Raw genomic sequence first — 16,898 nt, forward strand, 5'->3', positions numbered from 1 at the left:
TCAATGGATAAACAAGTTAGAAATACAACAGAAATTGTACGTTTGGCGAAGCAGAAATCAAAAAAGACAAGGGAAAAAGTAGACAAAGCGATTTCTAAATTTTCGATTGAAGGTAAAGTTATTAATTTTAATTCAATAGCAAAGGAAGCTAATGTTTCTAAATCATGGCTTTATAAGGAACACGATATTAGGCAAAGAATCGAATCCCTTCGTGAGCGTCAAATAACATCAAATGTAGTCTCAAAACCCAAGAAAAGTTCTCGTTCGGAGGAAATCCTTATTAAAACCTTAAAAAGAAGAGTAATGGAATTAGAAAAAGAAAATAAAAAATTACAGAACCAAATTCAAAAATTATATGGAGATCTGTATAATAAAGAATAATTATTAATCTGTAGACAAATTGTGAAAGGATGTACTTAAACGCTAATGTTCAGCTTTATTGAACAGTCATTTAGGTATATGTCCAATCTAGGGTAAGTAAATTGAGTATCAATATAAACTTTATATGAACATAATCAGTTACGAGGTGAAATCATGAGCAATTTGATTAACGGAAAAATACCAAATCAAGCGATTCAAACATTAAAAATCGTAAAAGATTTATTTGGAAGTTCAATAGTTGGAGTATATCTATTTGGTTCAGCAGTAAATGGTGGTTTACGCATTAACAGCGATGTAGATGTTCTAGTCGTCGTGAATCATAGTTTACCTCAATTAACTCGAAAAAAACTAACAGAAAGACTAATGACTATATCAGGAAAGATTGGAAATACGGATTCTGTTAGACCACTTGAAGTTACGGTTATAAATAGGAGTGAAGTTGTCCCTTGGCAATATCCTCCAAAAAGAGAATTTATATACGGTGAGTGGCTCAGGGGTGAATTTGAGAATGGACAAATTCAGGAACCAAGCTATGATCCTGATTTGGCTATTGTTTTAGCACAAGCAAGAAAGAATAGTATTTCTCTATTTGGTCCTGATTCTTCAAGTATACTTGTCTCCGTACCTTTGACAGATATTCGAAGAGCAATTAAGGATTCTTTGCCAGAACTAATTGAGGGGATAAAAGGTGATGAGCGTAATGTAATTTTAACCCTAGCTCGAATGTGGCAAACAGTGACTACTGGTGAAATTACCTCGAAAGATGTCGCTGCAGAATGGGCTATACCTCTTTTACCTAAAGAGCATGTAACTTTACTGGATATAGCTAGAAAAGGCTATCGGGGAGAGTGTGATGATAAGTGGGAAGGACTATATTCAAAGGTGAAAGCACTCGTTAAGTATATGAAAAATTCTATAGAAACTTCTCTCAATTAGGCTAATTTTATTGCAATAACAGGTGCTTACTTTTAAAACAACTGATTTATTGATAAATATTGAACAATTTTTGGGAAGAATAAAGCGTCCTCTTGTGAAATTAGAGAACGCTTTATTACTTTAATTTAGTGAAACAATTTGTAACTATTGAAAATAGAAAGAAATTGTTCCTTCGATAGTTTATTAATATTAGTGACATTTGCATGCTTCAAAGCCTGTCGGAATTGGTTTTTAGTGAAAAGAACACGATATTCACGGTTTACCCATTTATAAACAAAAGATCGATACTTTTTGTAGTCCTTCTTTGAAATCAATGGTTGATGTCGTTCAAGAACAATCAATACAGAGTCTACACTTGGCTTAGGATGAAAATATAGTGGTGGTACTTTTTTGAGCATTTTTATATCCATCTCCACCATTAATAGTAAACCCAAAGCTCGTTGCAGATTTTGCAATCTTTTCGCAAATCCCTTCTCAACGATAAGATAGCTATATTTAGCCTGACTTTCAAAGGTAATTCTTTTGACAATATCCGTACTGATGTTATAAGGAATATTACCATATATCTTATAGTTTATATGTTTTGGGAAGGAAAATTTTAGAATATCCGTTTGAATCACTTTTATATTCTCAGAGGGGTTTACCGCTTCTTTAGTCACTTGACATAAGCCTTCATCAATTTCTATAGCAGTAACTGATCGACTCATTTTGACTAGCTCTTTGGTAAAATGTCCTTTTCCTGATCCGATTTCTATTACGTTGTCTTGTTTACTGATATTCGTGTGATTCAATATTTCTTTTACATGCTTTTTAGAAGTAATAAAATTTTGCGTGTCTTTAGGGTTTTTCTGGTTCATTATAACCTTCTCCTTACTGGTTATAATGAACTGACATTAAGCGTTCATTATAACCAATTAATTTTGATTTGGTTGATTACGAAATTTTATTAATAACAAATATAGAAAAAGTACCCATACTTTTATCTCCTTTCCATTTTTTTCATTATGAATGAGATACAGTAATTTCTACTACTGCGATACTGGTGCACATAATTGAAACCTCCTTATGTAACTGAATATGATTGTATCATCTTTTCATTTTAGAATAAACCTTTATATGTAATTTTGCACTTGACACTTCAGATGGACGTTTTCTTCAAAATAATATGTTTTGAAACTTGATAAGAGAAGCCACTGTCTTTACTAAAAAGTAAAGGCTGCGATAAAGGACAGTGACTTTAATAAAGTTGCACTGTTGTATTGTCTTTGGATAAAATTGTCTAAAGGGAAGTTTTATCCCCAACGAAAAAACATCTAAAGTGGTAAGTAATGAAAGAATGTCGATAAAGTAGGAATGGGGGATCTTTTTGAATACAATAGAATCACAGTTTGATAAGGTTGCAGAAGATTACGATTTCGTGAATGAGCTTTTGAATGATTATTCATTCTTTGTGTCTAATATGTCTCCAAAGAAAGGCAGAGCATTAGATATCGGATGTGGCTCGGGTTTGTTAGTGGAGAAATTAGCAAGTTATTATGATGAAGTGGTAGGGATTGATATTTCTAATCAAATGCTCGATCTTGCCAAATCTAAACGTCAACTAACAAATACGGTCTATCTGAATATGAATGCAGAACAACTTAATTTTAATGAGAAGTTTGATTTTATTGTAAGCCGAACAACCTTTCATCATTTGGATGATATAGCCAGCGTAATACAGCAAATGAAGGAACTGTTGAATGAGGAAGGAAGAATAGTTATTCTTGATAATGTATCTGAAGTCGAGACACCGCCTACCTATGTTTATAAAATAGGGGCAATCCAAGAGTTTTTACCGCATTGTTTCAAATTTGGAATAAAAAATGCGATTAGAATTTATAATCACAACACATCTAAATCATGGCTTGAGCATTTAGCTTCAGATAAGTACCTATCTGAACAAAATTATTACGATTTATATGGAAAGTTGTTGCCTGGATGCCAATTCCATAAAATGGGTTGGGCAATGGGGTTTGTCTGGACAAAATAACTTAAAGATGTGGCTTTGAAAAGTTGAATTTGTGATTGTTTTCAGAGCTATCGGGTGCTTTAGTATAAATAACAATGAATAAAAAATCAGCCTGTATCTTATGTTACTATTAAGTAATTTAAGATACAGGTTTTACTATTTTTGAAATAAGTACCTTTCACTTCAAATACATGTATTCAAAGTGAAAGTATTGATTTAAATGATTCTTTTGTAATTTACTCTTGATAAAGCTTAACGCCTTCGAAAGAAGATATCAAAACGACTGCACGGTTAAGAGAATGTGGCGCACTTTTAGGTATAGACTTATTAGATCATTTAATTATAGGCGATCATGAATATCTGAGTATGGTGGAAGCGGGTTACTTTGATTAAATTTCAAAATATTTTGTAGTTTTTAAAATAATATTTTCATCACTATATTTGTAAAGATAGCCGTGATATATTTAATTATTATAGTGCATTTGATGTTCTTCGATGCGGGAGGTTAAATATTGGAAAGCATTCTGTTAGTAGCATTATTATTACCTATTATATATTTAATGCAAATTATTAAAATGAAACAAATTATTAGAATGAAGCATGTATATGTTACAGTTATCGTTTCAACGATTGGCGTTACAATTTCTACATTGATACTCAATATGGTAAAAGACTATAATACTTCCTATTTTATTGTTTTACTAAGTGGTATCATTGTTGGGGTAGTATGGGCATTATTATTATGTGGATGTTATTATTGTTATCAAGTCCTTACAAATAGACGTTAGTTTTGCATACATAAAAAGCGCTTAATGGACAAAAAGTCTATAAGCGCTAAAATTTTAATTTATAAAATTGAAAAATTGATTATAGTTTTCCATTAACCAAAGAATCCCTTGGTATCCAAGGTAAATACATAATACAATTATACCAATATATATTAAAAATCTTAAAAGTGATAAGCCTACTCTAAATAATAAGATAACTAAGAGTGCAAGCAGGATTATAGATAAAATACTCATTGTCTATTCACTCCCTTTAAATATATTTTAATATTAATGCATAATACATGCATCAGTCTATAGTTAAGATATAAATACACCTATAGTCTGATGATAATTATAATTTAAAATACTATAATTTTGATGAATAAAATAGGAGGATGGTTCATGCGTTTTATATTTAGCATTATCAAAAATATTATAGCAATTATAGCAATTATAGTAATTGTATTTTTCGCGCTCAAATATGCTCCTTTTTTAAAAGATCAAGATTGGAATCCAGTGCATGAAGATGAATCATCCCTACAAAAAAATGCTAATGAAGGACATCTTACTGGTGGACAAAGATATTCAGTTGAAGATAACGATATATTAAACAACGTTCCGCTAAGCCAAACTAAAAACATGTTTGATTGGATTGATAAACGTGAATTTATGTCGGTCTCTGGTATTCAGAGAATGGGATACAACGATGCTTATTTAGCTGGACAGCGTGGAGATGAATTTATAATTTATAAGTTTGGATCTGACTCTATGAGAGTATATAAAACTGAAATAGAAATGAATCAAGACCTTAATCAATTAGGTGAAAATATAGAGCTCAAGCCTACTTCTTATTATGAGTAGTGCGTTTGAATTCTAACAAGAAATAAGTTAGCCTTAAGAAAGTAATATGAAAAGGTTGGTGTTTAATATGAGTGAAAAATCTAATGAAAAAAAAGCGGATGAACAAGCAAAAGCGCAAAATTTATTTGCTCGTTGGCGAAAAGAAGAAACATTATATAAAGATGATGAAAAGGAATCTAATAAATCAAGTGACTCTCAAACATCATCAGATGAAGAAAAACAATAAAAATATTTGTTAAAAAAGACGCAGGAAAGTGGCTAGTATGATACGTAGATCGATCAATAGTAATAAACTAGTTTCTGTATTATGTAGTAACAATGTGGTTGAGGCCATAGATATACATAAGAGTGAGTATATGAAATCAATTCAGCAACGATTGGTTTTTGCTCACTCTTATTTTTTATAAAAGAATAAAACTGGTCCAAAATATAATTAGAGTTTAAGCTATGTTTACTATTTTGCATATTACTCTCATCAATAATTAATTTTAGTGTCTAAATTAATACTAAATAATACACTATTCACCGCAATTATTGCTATAATACTAGATATCATTATGTTTGAATACAAAATAAATAGGGCTTGTGTCTTTTTGATTCACAAGTAAATTTTGTTTTATATTCTTAACGTTCGCGCTTTATTTCATTTATGTAGTAATATAAAATGATAAGAAGAAGATAAAATAGTTGGTTAATAGAGGTGTTTAGGTTGTCAAAGTTTTTTAGAAACAACAAATTGATTGTCATATTATGTGCAATCATCGTGTTTATCGCCTTAATTGGTGTATCATTGCGATCGCAATCACAATCGTATGTTGAACAGTACGTAGGGGATACAGTGGCTTTTGGTCAAAAAGCCGTAAGTTATCCTGTTCATTTTATTACTGGGTCAATAAACAATATTTTTTCGAATGGTGATTCAAAAAATCAATCAAACAAAATTAAACAGTTAGAAGCAGAAAATGAAAGATTAAAGTCAGAAAATAAAAAGTATAAAAAAGAATTAGATATAGAAGATATATCTAAATTCGAACCGATTTCTAGTACAGTTTTATCTAGAAACCCCGATCAATGGATGAACACCTTAGTTATTAATCAAGGTAAAAAAGATGGGATTAAAAACAACATGGCAGTAATGACTTCAGACGGTTTAGTTGGTCGTATATCTAAAGTGAACCAATTCTCTTCTCAAGTGGATTTAATATCAACTAACACTAGAGCTAACCGTTTGTCAGTTAATATCCAACATGATGATAAAAATGTGTTCGGCCTTATTGATCATTATGACTCAAAAACGGAAGAACTCGTTATTTCAGATATAAATAATAAAGACAGTGTTAAAAAAGGAGACAAAGTTGTTACAAGCGGTTTAGCTGATCAACTTCCAACAGGTTTATACATAGGCGAAGTATCTAAGGTAGAAAATGATGAATATGGATTATCTAAAGAGGTTAGAGTGAAGACTGGTACTGATTTAGCTGATTTAAGTCATGTTTATGTAGCAAAAAGAAACCCTAATACAGTACCTGATACCGAAAGTGGTGAGAATTAATGAGAGCTTTTTACTACTTTATAATTGGTATTATCCTCTTTTATGTAGATACTGCAATCGCACTTGTTATACCTATGCAAATCTCTGGGAAAGAAATTATATTCGTGCCGCACTTAACCATCATGTACATTTTGATCATGAGTGTTTACAGAAGCGCTGGTGTGGCCGTTATATTGTCGGTCGTGTTCGGACTTATGACTGATTTATATTTTGGTAGTTTTTACGGGCTGTATTTATTTGGTTACATATTATTAGTTGTGATTATGGATTTCTTCTTTAAAGTGTTTTATAGAGATCATTCAATGCTGTTTGCTATTATTCTATTGAGTACGATCGTATTAGAAATGTATGCAGCAATTATATATAGCGTATTAGGCTTAGTCCATTTTAACCTATTTGAGTTTATTGTTTTTAGATTAGTACCTACACTTATACTAAACTTTATTTTGTTAATTATTTTATACCCACTAATTGCAAAATTTCTTGAAAAACTGCAATTGAAGATTGACAGTAAAAGGTCGTAATGCTAAAATGCAGTAGTTGAGTAGTTTCTAGCTACATACAACCGCTCGGATTCAGGTTTAAGTACATTGGTGTCACCTGGATTTGGCGTGACTTAAATTATAGGAGGTGCAAAGTATGTTTGCTATTATTGAAACAGGTGGAAAACAAGTAAAAGTTGAAGAAGGACAAGAAATTTTCGTCGAAAAATTAGACGTAAATGAAGGTGATTCTTTCACTTTTGATAAAGTACTATTTGTAGGTGGAGATTCAGTTAAAGTTGGCGCGCCAACAGTTGAAGGTGCAACAGTTACTGCAACAGTAAATAAACAAGGTCGCGGTAAAAAAATCACTGTTTTCACTTACAGACGTCGTAAAGACTCTAAACGTAAAAAAGGTCACCGTCAACCTTACACTAAATTAACAATCGACAAAATCAACGCGTAATTATGATTAATGTAGATATTACATTGAACGATTCGGGTCAAGTAACGGATGTTATCATGGACGGCCATGCCGAACATGGCGAGTATGGTTATGATATCGTATGTGCCGGAGCATCTGCAGTTATTTTTGGCAGTGTTAATGCTATAATAGGATTAACCTCTGAGAAACCTGATATTGATTACAGTGAAGACGGCGGACACTTTCATGTCAGAAGTGTCGATACGAATAATGAACAAGCGCAATTAATTCTTCAAGCAATGTTAGTTTCCTTGCAAACCATTGAGGAAGAATACAATGAAAATATTAGATTAAATTATAAGTGAGGTGCAACCAAATGTTAAAATTAAACTTACAGTTCTTCGCATCTAAAAAAGGGGTAAGTTCTACAAAAAACGGACGTGACTCTGAGTCTAAACGTTTAGGTGCTAAACGTGCTGATGGTCAATACGTTACTGGCGGTTCTATTTTATTCCGTCAACGTGGTACTAAAATTTATCCTGGTGAAAATGTTGGTCGCGGTGGCGACGATACATTATTCGCTAAAATCGACGGCGTTGTTAAATTTGAACGTAAAGGTCGAGACAAAAAACAAGTTTCTGTTTATGCAGCAGCTGAGTAATTTTTGTTAATGTTAACACCAGAAGTGATGACTTCTGGTGTTTATTTTTTGTCTTTATTTTCTAGTTATCTAGAAAATGCTATAATATAAAAGATATGTAAATTAAGTTTTATAAAAAAGAGGTGAAATCATGTTTGTCGATCAAGTTAAAATATCACTTAAAGCAGGTGATGGCGGTAATGGTATAACTGCCTATAGAAGAGAAAAATATGTGCCATTTGGTGGTCCGGCTGGTGGCGACGGCGGTGACGGTGCTTCAATTGTTTTTGAGGTGGATGAAGGTCTAAGAACACTATTAGATTTTAGATACCAAACACATTTCAAAGCTAAAAGAGGCGAAGGTGGCCAGAGTAGTAATATGCACGGTAAAAATGCTGAACACTTAGTTTTAAAAGTACCACCAGGCACGATTATTAAAAGTGTTGATACTGAAGAAGTGTTAGCTGATTTAGTAGAAAACGGGCAACGCGCAACAGTAGCTAGAGGCGGCAGAGGAGGCCGTGGTAATTCACGTTTCGCTTCTCCGAGAAACCCAGCGCCTGATTTCAGCGAGAATGGCGAGCCAGGAGAAGAAATCGAGGTTACTTTAGAATTAAAATTACTGGCGGATGTCGGATTAGTTGGTTTCCCAAGTGTAGGTAAATCTACGTTATTGTCTACAGTTTCAAAAGCAAAACCCAAAATCGGCGCTTATCACTTTACGACGATCAAGCCTAATTTAGGCGTGGTATCTACGAAAGATAATAGAAGTTTTGTGATGGCAGATTTGCCTGGGCTTATTGAAGGGGCTTCTGAAGGCATTGGATTAGGACATCAATTTTTAAGACATGTGGAAAGAACTAAAGTTATTGTGCATATGATTGATATGAGTGGTTCTGAAGGTCGTGACCCTTATGAAGATTATCGAGTAATTAATGAAGAATTAAAAGCGTATGAGCATAGATTGGAAGACAGACCACAAATTGTTGTAGCTAATAAAATGGATATACCTGAAGCAGAGGAAAATCTAGCTATTTTTAAAGAAAAACTCAATGACGAACATATCCGTATTGTGCCGTTATCAACAGTTATGCATGACCATATAGATGAATTATTATACGCTATTGCTGAGACATTAGAAGAAGTGAAAGATATTGATTTCAATAAAGAGGAAGAAGATCTAGGCGTAAATAGAGTAGTTTATAAACATACGCCTAGTCAAGACGCGTTTACAATTACGAGAGATGATGATGCCGCTTATGTCGTAAGAGGTAAAGCAATTGAAAGAATGTTCAAAATGACAGACTTTAATAGCGATCCAGCTGTAAGACGTTTTGCTCGTCAAATGCGTTCGATGGGCATCGATGACGCCTTGCGTGCACGTGGATGTAAAAATGGAGACATTGTAAGAATACTTGGCGGAGAATTCGAATTTGTAGAATAGGAGTGCTTAATATGGACAAAAAAGAAAATAAAAGGTTTTATTTAATCCGTGAAGATGTATTACCAGAATCAGTAGTCAAAACTTTACAAATAAAAGAAGTTTTGAAAAACAATCCATCATTGTCCATATTTGAAGCAGTTAAACAATTTGATTTATCTAGAAGTGCATTTTATAAATATCGAGATACTATCTTTCCTATAGATGAAAAACTAGAAGAAACAAGAGAGTTTACTTTGATATTGTATGTCAATGATATTATAGGCATGTTAGCTGAAGTCTTAAATACACTTTCTAAATTAAATTTGTCAGTGTTAACGATTCATCAAAGTATACCAATGGATGGTAGAGCAACTATTACGCTATCGTTAGACGGTAAAGATACAGATTTAGAAATTGATGAAGTGATGGAATCATTAAAAATGATTGAGCATATTTCTAATGTTGAATTAATTAGTATGACTATATAAGGAAGTGTGACTGTGTACGCATATATTAAAGGAACATTAACTGTTTTAAATCCTACACACGTAGTGCTTGAAGCTGCTGGTGTAGGTTATGAAATTCAAACACCCAATTCATATCGTTTTCAAAAATATAAAGACCAAGATATATTAATTCATACATCGTTGATTGTAAGAGAAGATGCACAACTACTTTATGGTTTTTATAACCAAGAAGAAAAAGACATGTTTCTCAGTTTGATTAAAGTTACTGGCATTGGACCGAAATCAGCTTTAGCAATTTTAGCTAGTAGTTCACCAAACGAAGTTAAAATAGCGATTGAAAACGAAAATGATGCTTATTTAACAAAATTCCCCGGGATAGGTAAAAAAACTGCTCGCCAAATTGTTTTGGATCTTAAGGGTAAAGTTCAAGTGACTGAAGAAGATAGCGGTCAATTATTAAATGCGAATCAAAACGGACATCAAAATTCTGAAAGCGTAAAAGAAGCATTACTTGCTTTAGAGGCATTAGGATATTCTAAGAGAGAACTTAATAAAGTAGAAAAAACATTAAACAAAGAAACTTTTGAATCTGTAGATGATGCTGTTAAGCGAGGTTTGCAGTTACTTATATCTTAGTTTTTTGTTGAATTTTAGTGAAGGGGGAATGATCAATGGATGATAGAATGGTAGATCAATCTATGCACGAAGAGGAATCATCATTTGAATTATCTTTAAGGCCAGAAAGATTGCGTCAATATATAGGACAATCAACGATTAAATCAAATTTAGAAGTTTTTATAAAAGCAGCTAAAATTAGGCAAGAACCGTTAGACCACGTTCTATTGTTTGGCCCCCCTGGATTAGGAAAAACGACTTTATCTAATATTATTGCCAATGAAATGGAAGTTAATATTAGAACAATTTCTGGTCCCTCTATTGAACGCCCAGGTGACTTAGCAGCTATTCTTTCTAGTTTGCAACCCGGAGACGTATTGTTCATCGACGAAATCCATAGATTAAGTAGCGTAGTTGAAGAAGTGTTATACCCAGCTATGGAAGATTTTTTCTTAGATATTGTTATTGGCAAAGGGGAAGAAGCACGAAGTATACGTATAGATTTACCGCCTTTTACATTGATTGGTGCCACGACTAGAGCGGGTAGTTTAACAGCACCTTTACGTGATAGATTCGGCGTTCATCTCAGATTGGAATATTATAAAGAACCTGAATTAAAAGAAATTATCATTCGTACAGCAGAGGTATTAGGCACATCTATTGATGATGAAAGTGCAATAGAATTAGCTAAGAGAAGTAGAGGTACCCCAAGAGTTGCTAATCGATTATTAAAGCGTGTAAGGGATTTCCAACAAGTTAAAGAAGATGAATTGATTAGTATCGGTACGACGAAACAATCACTAGCATTGCTACAAGTAGATGATGAAGGGTTAGATTATATCGATCATAAAATGATGAATTGTATATTAGAACAATATAATGGTGGACCTGTTGGTTTAGATACAATTGCTGTTTCTATTGGTGAAGAACGCGTTACAATAGAAGATGTTTATGAACCGTTTTTAATACAAAAAGGATTTATCGAACGTACACCTAGAGGGCGTAAAGCAACAGCTTATGCCTATGAACACTTTAGTAAGGATAGAAAGAAGGAATAGTTTTGGATATTGAATCTTTTGATTACCATTTACCAGAATCATTAATTGCACAAACCCCTTTAAAAAATAGAGATGAGAGTAGATTGCTTGTCCTTGGAAGAAAAACGGGAGATATTGAACATAAATACTTTAAAAATGTAATTGACTATTTACAAGCTGGAGATACATTAGTACTCAATGATACGAGAGTCATGCCAGCGCGCTTATTTGGCTTAAAAGAAGAAACTGGTGCGAAAGTAGAAATGTTGATGCTTACACAACTTGAAGACGATGATTGGGAAGTATTATTGAAACCAGCGAAAAGAATAAAAACAGGGGATAAATTATCATTCGGTGATGGTAAAATAATAGCTGAATGTGTGGAAGAATTAAATCAAGGCGGACGCATTATGCGCCTTGATTATGATGGTATATTACAAGAGCGATTAGATGAACTAGGTGAAATGCCATTACCACCATATATAAAAGAGCGGTTAGATGACCCAGATCGTTATCAGACAGTATATGCTAAAGCCTCAGGATCAGCTGCTGCTCCAACGGCTGGACTCCATTTTACAGATGAATTACTTGAACAGATCAAAGCTAAAGGCGTGAATATAACTTTTATTACGTTGCATGTAGGATTAGGTACATTTAGACCTGTAAGTGTTGAAAATATAGATGATCATGAAATGCATAGCGAATATTATCAGATGGATCAAGAAACAGCTGATTTGTTAAATGAGACAAAAGCGAAAGGTCATCGTGTCATTTCAGTAGGTACGACATCTACTAGAACTTTAGAAACAATAAGAGCATCTCATAATGAATTTGTAGCAGATAGTGGTTGGACTGATATTTTTATTTTTCCTGGCTTTGAATTTAAAGCGATAGATGGATTAATCACAAATTTCCATTTACCGAAATCAACGTTAGTCATGTTAGTTTCTGCATTTAGTACAAAAGATTATATTTTAAATGCGTATCATCAAGCCGTGAAATCTGAGTATAGATTCTTTAGTTTTGGCGATGCAATGTTAATTATTTAGGGAATGAAAGGAGCATTTGTATGCCTGCGGTAACATATGAACATATTAAAACATGTAAACAATCTGGAGCTAGATTAGGCATTGTACATACGCCACATGGGTCATTTGAAACACCCATGTTTATGCCCGTAGGTACAAAAGCTACAGTTAAAACGATGAGTCCAGAAGAACTACATCAGATGGAAGCGAAAATTATATTAGGAAACACATATCATTTGTGGTTACAACCAGGAAATGATATTATCAAAAAGAGTGGGGGATTACATCAGTTCATGAACTGGAATGGTCCAATACTGACAGATTCAGGTGGTTTTCAAGTATTCAGTTTAAGTAATTTACGAAAAATTACTGAAGAAGGTGTTGAATTCCGTCATCATACAAATGGTTCTAAACTATTTTTGAGTCCTGAAAAATCAATGCAGATTCAAAATGATTTAGGTTCAGATATTATGATGGCATTTGATGAATGCCCGCCTATGCCAGCTGAATATAAGTACGTGAAAGATTCAATCGAAAGAACAAGTAGATGGGCCGCTAGATGTTTACAAGCACATCAAAGACCTGAAGATCAAGCATTATTTGGTATTATTCAAGGCGGAGAATATAAAGATTTAAGACAACAAAGTGCCGAAGAATTAGTAGCATTGGATTTTCCTGGATATGCCATTGGAGGTTTATCAGTAGGGGAACCAAAACCTGTAATGTACGATATGGTATCACATACACAACAATTTATGCCTAAAGATAAGCCACGTTATTTAATGGGTGTGGGATCGCCAGATGCATTAATAGAATGCAGCATTAGAGGTATGGATATGTTTGACTGTGTTTTACCAACACGTATTGCACGTAATGGTACATGTATGACTTCACATGGCCGTGTGACTATTAAAAATGCTAAATACGCAGAAGATTTAGGCCCGCTTGATGAAAATTGTGACTGCTATACTTGTAAAAATTATAGTAGAGCTTACATAAGACATTTAATAAAAGCAGAAGAAACTTTTGGTATCCGTCTTACTACTTATCATAATTTACATTTCTTGCTGAAATTAATGGAAAACATTCGACAAGCTATTCGCGATGATCGTTTACTTGATTTTAAAGAAGAATTTTTTGAACAGTATGGACTTAATGTAGAAAACCCAAAAAACTTTTAAAAAGGGAGAAATAACTTTATGCAATTTACTTCATTGATATTACCGATTTTATTATTAGTATTAATGTGGTTCTTCTTAATTAGACCACAACAGAAAAAGGCAAAAGAGCATCGTGAAATGATAAGTCAAATTTCATCTGGTCAACATGTAACAACTATTGGTGGCATCAAAGGCACTGTCCGTAGCGTCGATGAAACAACTGTTGTATTAACTTTAAATGGTAATGGCACTGAAATTACTTTAGAAAAACCAGCAATTAAACAAGTTGATCCATCATAAAATTGATAATTACGAACTGATATTTACTATCAGTTCGTTTTTTGTTTAATAAAAACCTAAAGTTATTGGACTTTGAAGTCATAGTTGGTGTTATAATAAAAGATAGACAAAATCGCATAAATAACGAAACTAAATAAACATTACATATGAAGCACTTACATTTAAAAAGTAATTACAAATAGGTTAAGTTTGTTTTTACACTAAATGTAATATGTTAAAATATGAAAGGTTATTTAGAAAAGTTTAATCAATTTATTAAACGTAGAGAAACGCGATTGAATTTGAATTGATAACATAAGCTTACAATGAGGTGTTCAAGTGAAGAAAAGTAGTAGAATAGTTGCATTTATATTACTTGTAGTTCTATTGTTAGGCGGAATAGGACTTACATATAAAAATGTAGTTAAGAATGTCAGCCTCGGTTTAGACTTACAAGGTGGCTTTGAAGTCTTATACCAAGTTGATCCTTTACAAGAAGGAGATAAAATTGATGATAAAGCGGTAAAAGCCACAGCAAAAACACTTGAAAACCGTGTGAATGTTTTAGGAGTCTCAGAACCTAAAATTCAAGTGGAAGACAAAAACAGAATTCGGGTACAATTAGCAGGCGTGAAAAACCAATCTCAAGCCAGAGAAATTTTGTCTTCGCAAGCTAATTTAACAATTCGTGACGCAAATGATAACGTCAAATTAACGGGTAAAGATATTCAACAAGGTTCCGCAAAACAAGAGTTTAAACAGAATACAAATGAACCCGCAGTTACATTTAAATTAAAAGATAGTGATAAATTTAAAAAAGTAACTGAAGAAATTTCTAAAAAAGATGAAAATGTCATGGTTGTATGGTTAGATCACGAAAAAGGTGACACTTATCATAAAGAAATGAATAAAGAAGACCCTAAATATGTATCTGCTGCATCAGTAGATAAGCCGATTAATTCAGATAGTGTAGAAATTTCTGGTGGTTTTAAAGGGGAAGAAGGTATTGAAGAAGCTAAACAAATAGCTGATTTATTAAATTCTGGTTCTTTACCTGTAGACTTAAATGAGATTTACTCTAACTCTGTAGGCGCTCAGTTTGGTCAAGATGCGCTAGATAAAACGATACTTGCAGCAGCAATTGGTATAGCTGTTATTTACTTATTTATGCTAGGCTTTTATCGTTTACCAGGTTTAGTTGCAGTTATTGCGCTAACTGTTTATATTTATTTAACATTGGTAGCATTTAATTTCATATCAGGCGTATTAACTTTACCAGGTTTAGCCGCATTAGTACTAGGTGTTGGTATGGCAGTAGATGCTAACATTATTATGTACGAGCGGATTAAAGATGAGCTTAAAATTGGGCGAACCCTTAAACAAGCTTATAAAAAAGCGAATAAGAGTTCCTTCTTAACTATAGTAGATGCGCAACTTACAACAGTAATTGCAGCTGCTGTACTGTTTTTCTTTGGTGAAAGCTCAGTTAAAGGTTTTGCCACAATGTTATTACTTGGTATCTTAATGATATTTGTTACAGCTGTATTCTTATCAAGATGGTTGCTATCACTTCTAGTTTCTTCAAATTACTTTAAAAAATCTACTTGGTTATTTGGAGTTAGTAAGAAAAACATTGCAGATATAAATGAAGGCAAAGAAGTTCATGACCTCAAAACACCATATGAACGTTGGGATTTCATGAAGTTAGCTAAGCCATTACTATCTTTAAGTATTATCATATTGATTATTGGTGCAGTTATATTATTTGTTTTCAAATTAAACTTAGGTATAGATTTTACAAGTGGTACAAGAGTTGACTTCGAATCAAACGATAAAGTCTCTGAAGCAAAAGTGACCCAAACATTGGAAGATGAAAACTTTAAACCAACACAAGTATCATTAGGTGAAAACGGTAAAAACGTTACAGTACAATTTAAAAATGATTTATCAAAAGACGAAGTTTCAAAAATCAAAAATACCATTGATGATTCATTTGGCAATGACCCAACGGTTAACACTGTTTCCCCTGTAATTGGTCAGGAATTAGCTAAAAATGCAATTATGGCCTTATTATATGCCGCGATTGGTATTATCATTTATATTACCTTTAGATTTGAATGGCGCATGGGATTATCATCAGTGCTCGCGTTACTACACGATGCATTTATGATTATCGCTGTGTTCAGTCTGTTTAGACTTGAAATCGATATTACATTTATCGCTGCAGTATTAACAATTATTGGTTATTCCATCAATGACACAATTGTAACGTTTGATAGGGTACGTGAGAACTTGCATAAAATTAAAGTAATCACCAAACCTTCACAAATAGACGATATCGTTAATAGATCGATTCGACAAACAATGACACGCTCCATCAATACAGTATTGACTGTTATAATTGTAGTTGTTGCATTACTTGCATTTGGTGCACCAAGTATCTTTAATTTCTCATTAGCATTGTTAATTGGTCTCATAAGTGGTGTATTCTCATCTGTATTTATTGCCGTGCCACTGTGGGGCATTATGAAAAAACGTCAACTTAAAAAATCAGATGATCATAAACTTATAGTTTATAAAGAGAAAAAATCAAACGATGAAAAAATCTTAGTATAATAACTTGAGTTTTAATTAAAGCGACTAAATTCCAATTTGGAATCTAGTCGCTTTTACTTTTTATGAAACAGGTCAAATCAAATAATTGTATTTAAAAAATTATGGTAAGATTTCATAGATATACCTTAACAGTTAATAAGAAGCTCAAATCTATATCTAAATTAAAGGTTACTACTTTTTATTTTTGAATTTCTTTTGTATAATTGCTTGTGGAAATGAGGG

General features: G+C 32.9%; 21 protein-coding genes, 1 pseudogene and 1 other annotated feature. Of the genes and pseudogenes, 20 read left to right on the forward strand and 2 right to left on the reverse strand.

The features are described 5' to 3' along the window. Positions 1-3: 3 nt before the first annotated feature. The gene (locus tag KA894_RS01205) at positions 4-381 is read left to right on the forward strand and encodes a DUF6262 family protein (RefSeq protein WP_000361060.1); all 378 of its coding nucleotides are present in this window, start codon (positions 4-6) and stop codon (positions 379-381) included. A gap of 153 nt (positions 382-534) precedes the next feature. Further along, a complete protein-coding gene (locus KA894_RS01210; protein ID WP_000067268.1) occupies positions 535-1,317 on the forward strand; it encodes an aminoglycoside nucleotidyltransferase ANT(9)-Ia in 783 nt (260 codons plus the stop codon). A gap of 125 nt (positions 1,318-1,442) precedes the next feature. Here the strand turns inward: KA894_RS01210 and erm(A) are convergent, their stop codons facing one another. After that, on the reverse strand, positions 1,443-2,174 hold the full coding sequence (erm(A), locus tag KA894_RS01215) for a 23S rRNA (adenine(2058)-N(6))-methyltransferase Erm(A) (RefSeq protein ID WP_204195749.1): 732 nt from the start codon (positions 2,172-2,174) through the stop codon (positions 1,443-1,445). Positions 2,175-2,683: 509 nt separating this feature from the next. Here erm(A) and KA894_RS01225 point away from each other — a divergent pair. The 3 genes and pseudogenes from KA894_RS01225 to KA894_RS01235 all read left to right on the forward strand — a co-directional run bounded on the left by KA894_RS01225 (position 2,684) and on the right by KA894_RS01235 (position 4,113). Beyond that, positions 2,684-3,346 carry a class I SAM-dependent methyltransferase gene (locus KA894_RS01225; RefSeq protein WP_204195750.1) on the forward strand — a complete coding sequence of 221 codons (663 nt, stop codon included), beginning with the start codon at positions 2,684-2,686 and terminating at the stop codon, positions 3,344-3,346. A gap of 231 nt (positions 3,347-3,577) precedes the next feature. After that, positions 3,578-3,718: pseudogene (locus tag KA894_RS01230) on the forward strand (JAB domain-containing protein); the annotation flags it as partial. Positions 3,719-3,837: 119 nt separating this feature from the next. Beyond that, positions 3,838-4,113, forward strand: coding sequence for a hypothetical protein (locus KA894_RS01235; protein ID WP_096809296.1), 276 nt, complete (start codon positions 3,838-3,840; stop codon positions 4,111-4,113). Positions 4,114-4,167: 54 nt separating this feature from the next. Here KA894_RS01235 and KA894_RS01240 read toward each other — a convergent pair whose 3' ends face one another. Continuing rightward, entirely contained in the window at positions 4,168-4,347 is a 180-nt protein-coding gene (locus tag KA894_RS01240) for a hypothetical protein (protein WP_096809298.1), read from the reverse strand. A gap of 147 nt (positions 4,348-4,494) precedes the next feature. Here KA894_RS01240 and KA894_RS01245 point away from each other — a divergent pair, with 147 nt between their 5' ends. From KA894_RS01245 to secDF, 15 genes are all read left to right on the forward strand, one after another. Next, positions 4,495-4,953, forward strand: a complete 459-nt coding sequence (locus KA894_RS01245) for a DUF4930 family protein (protein WP_096809300.1) — start codon at positions 4,495-4,497, stop codon at positions 4,951-4,953. A 67-nt stretch (positions 4,954-5,020) separates the two neighbouring features. Beyond that, complete coding sequence (locus KA894_RS01250; protein WP_170006960.1) at positions 5,021-5,179, forward strand: hypothetical protein; 159 nt, start codon at positions 5,021-5,023, stop codon at positions 5,177-5,179. Between the two features lie 483 nt (positions 5,180-5,662). Continuing rightward, positions 5,663-6,505 (forward strand): rod shape-determining protein MreC, encoded by an 843-nt coding sequence (gene mreC, locus KA894_RS01255; protein WP_096809302.1) that lies wholly within the window; start codon positions 5,663-5,665, stop codon positions 6,503-6,505. After that, positions 6,505-7,029, forward strand: a complete 525-nt coding sequence (gene mreD / locus KA894_RS01260; protein WP_096809304.1) for a rod shape-determining protein MreD — start codon at positions 6,505-6,507, stop codon at positions 7,027-7,029. Before mreC ends, mreD begins: the two co-directional genes overlap by 1 nt. 29 nt (positions 7,030-7,058) lie before the next feature. Next, positions 7,059-7,132 (forward strand) — a sequence feature (ribosomal protein L21 leader region). Between the two features lie 12 nt (positions 7,133-7,144). After that, positions 7,145-7,453 (forward strand): 50S ribosomal protein L21, encoded by a 309-nt coding sequence (rplU, locus tag KA894_RS01265; protein WP_019468505.1) that lies wholly within the window; start codon positions 7,145-7,147, stop codon positions 7,451-7,453. 2 nt (positions 7,454-7,455) lie between these two features. After that, positions 7,456-7,776, forward strand: a complete 321-nt coding sequence (locus KA894_RS01270; protein WP_096809306.1) for a ribosomal-processing cysteine protease Prp — start codon at positions 7,456-7,458, stop codon at positions 7,774-7,776. An 11-nt stretch (positions 7,777-7,787) separates the two neighbouring features. Beyond that, a complete protein-coding gene (gene rpmA / locus KA894_RS01275) occupies positions 7,788-8,072 on the forward strand; it encodes a 50S ribosomal protein L27 (RefSeq protein ID WP_042738496.1) in 285 nt (94 codons plus the stop codon). Between the two features lie 130 nt (positions 8,073-8,202). Beyond that, complete coding sequence (gene obgE / locus KA894_RS01280) at positions 8,203-9,495, forward strand: GTPase ObgE (protein WP_096809308.1); 1,293 nt, start codon at positions 8,203-8,205, stop codon at positions 9,493-9,495. Between the two features lie 11 nt (positions 9,496-9,506). After that, positions 9,507-9,962 (forward strand): ACT domain-containing protein, encoded by a 456-nt coding sequence (locus tag KA894_RS01285; protein WP_103373182.1) that lies wholly within the window; start codon positions 9,507-9,509, stop codon positions 9,960-9,962. A 12-nt stretch (positions 9,963-9,974) separates the two neighbouring features. Beyond that, positions 9,975-10,577, forward strand: a complete 603-nt coding sequence (gene ruvA, locus KA894_RS01290) for a Holliday junction branch migration protein RuvA (protein WP_096809310.1) — start codon at positions 9,975-9,977, stop codon at positions 10,575-10,577. A 35-nt stretch (positions 10,578-10,612) separates the two neighbouring features. Further along, positions 10,613-11,614 (forward strand): Holliday junction branch migration DNA helicase RuvB, encoded by a 1,002-nt coding sequence (ruvB, locus tag KA894_RS01295; RefSeq protein ID WP_096809312.1) that lies wholly within the window; start codon positions 10,613-10,615, stop codon positions 11,612-11,614. 2 nt (positions 11,615-11,616) lie between these two features. Next, on the forward strand, positions 11,617-12,642 hold the full coding sequence (queA, locus tag KA894_RS01300) for a tRNA preQ1(34) S-adenosylmethionine ribosyltransferase-isomerase QueA (RefSeq protein WP_096809314.1): 1,026 nt from the start codon (positions 11,617-11,619) through the stop codon (positions 12,640-12,642). A gap of 20 nt (positions 12,643-12,662) precedes the next feature. Then, a complete protein-coding gene (gene tgt / locus KA894_RS01305; RefSeq protein WP_096809316.1) occupies positions 12,663-13,802 on the forward strand; it encodes a tRNA guanosine(34) transglycosylase Tgt in 1,140 nt (379 codons plus the stop codon). 18 nt (positions 13,803-13,820) lie between these two features. After that, on the forward strand, positions 13,821-14,081 hold the full coding sequence (yajC, locus tag KA894_RS01310) for a preprotein translocase subunit YajC (protein ID WP_019468514.1): 261 nt from the start codon (positions 13,821-13,823) through the stop codon (positions 14,079-14,081). 318 nt (positions 14,082-14,399) lie between these two features. After that, a complete protein-coding gene (gene secDF / locus KA894_RS01315) occupies positions 14,400-16,676 on the forward strand; it encodes a protein translocase subunit SecDF (RefSeq protein ID WP_115342123.1) in 2,277 nt (758 codons plus the stop codon). The last annotated feature ends 222 nt before the right edge of the window (positions 16,677-16,898 follow it).

It is taken from the genome of Staphylococcus sp. GDY8P131P (genome assembly GCF_017891975.1).
Classification (GTDB): domain Bacteria; phylum Bacillota; class Bacilli; order Staphylococcales; family Staphylococcaceae; genus Staphylococcus; species Staphylococcus nepalensis.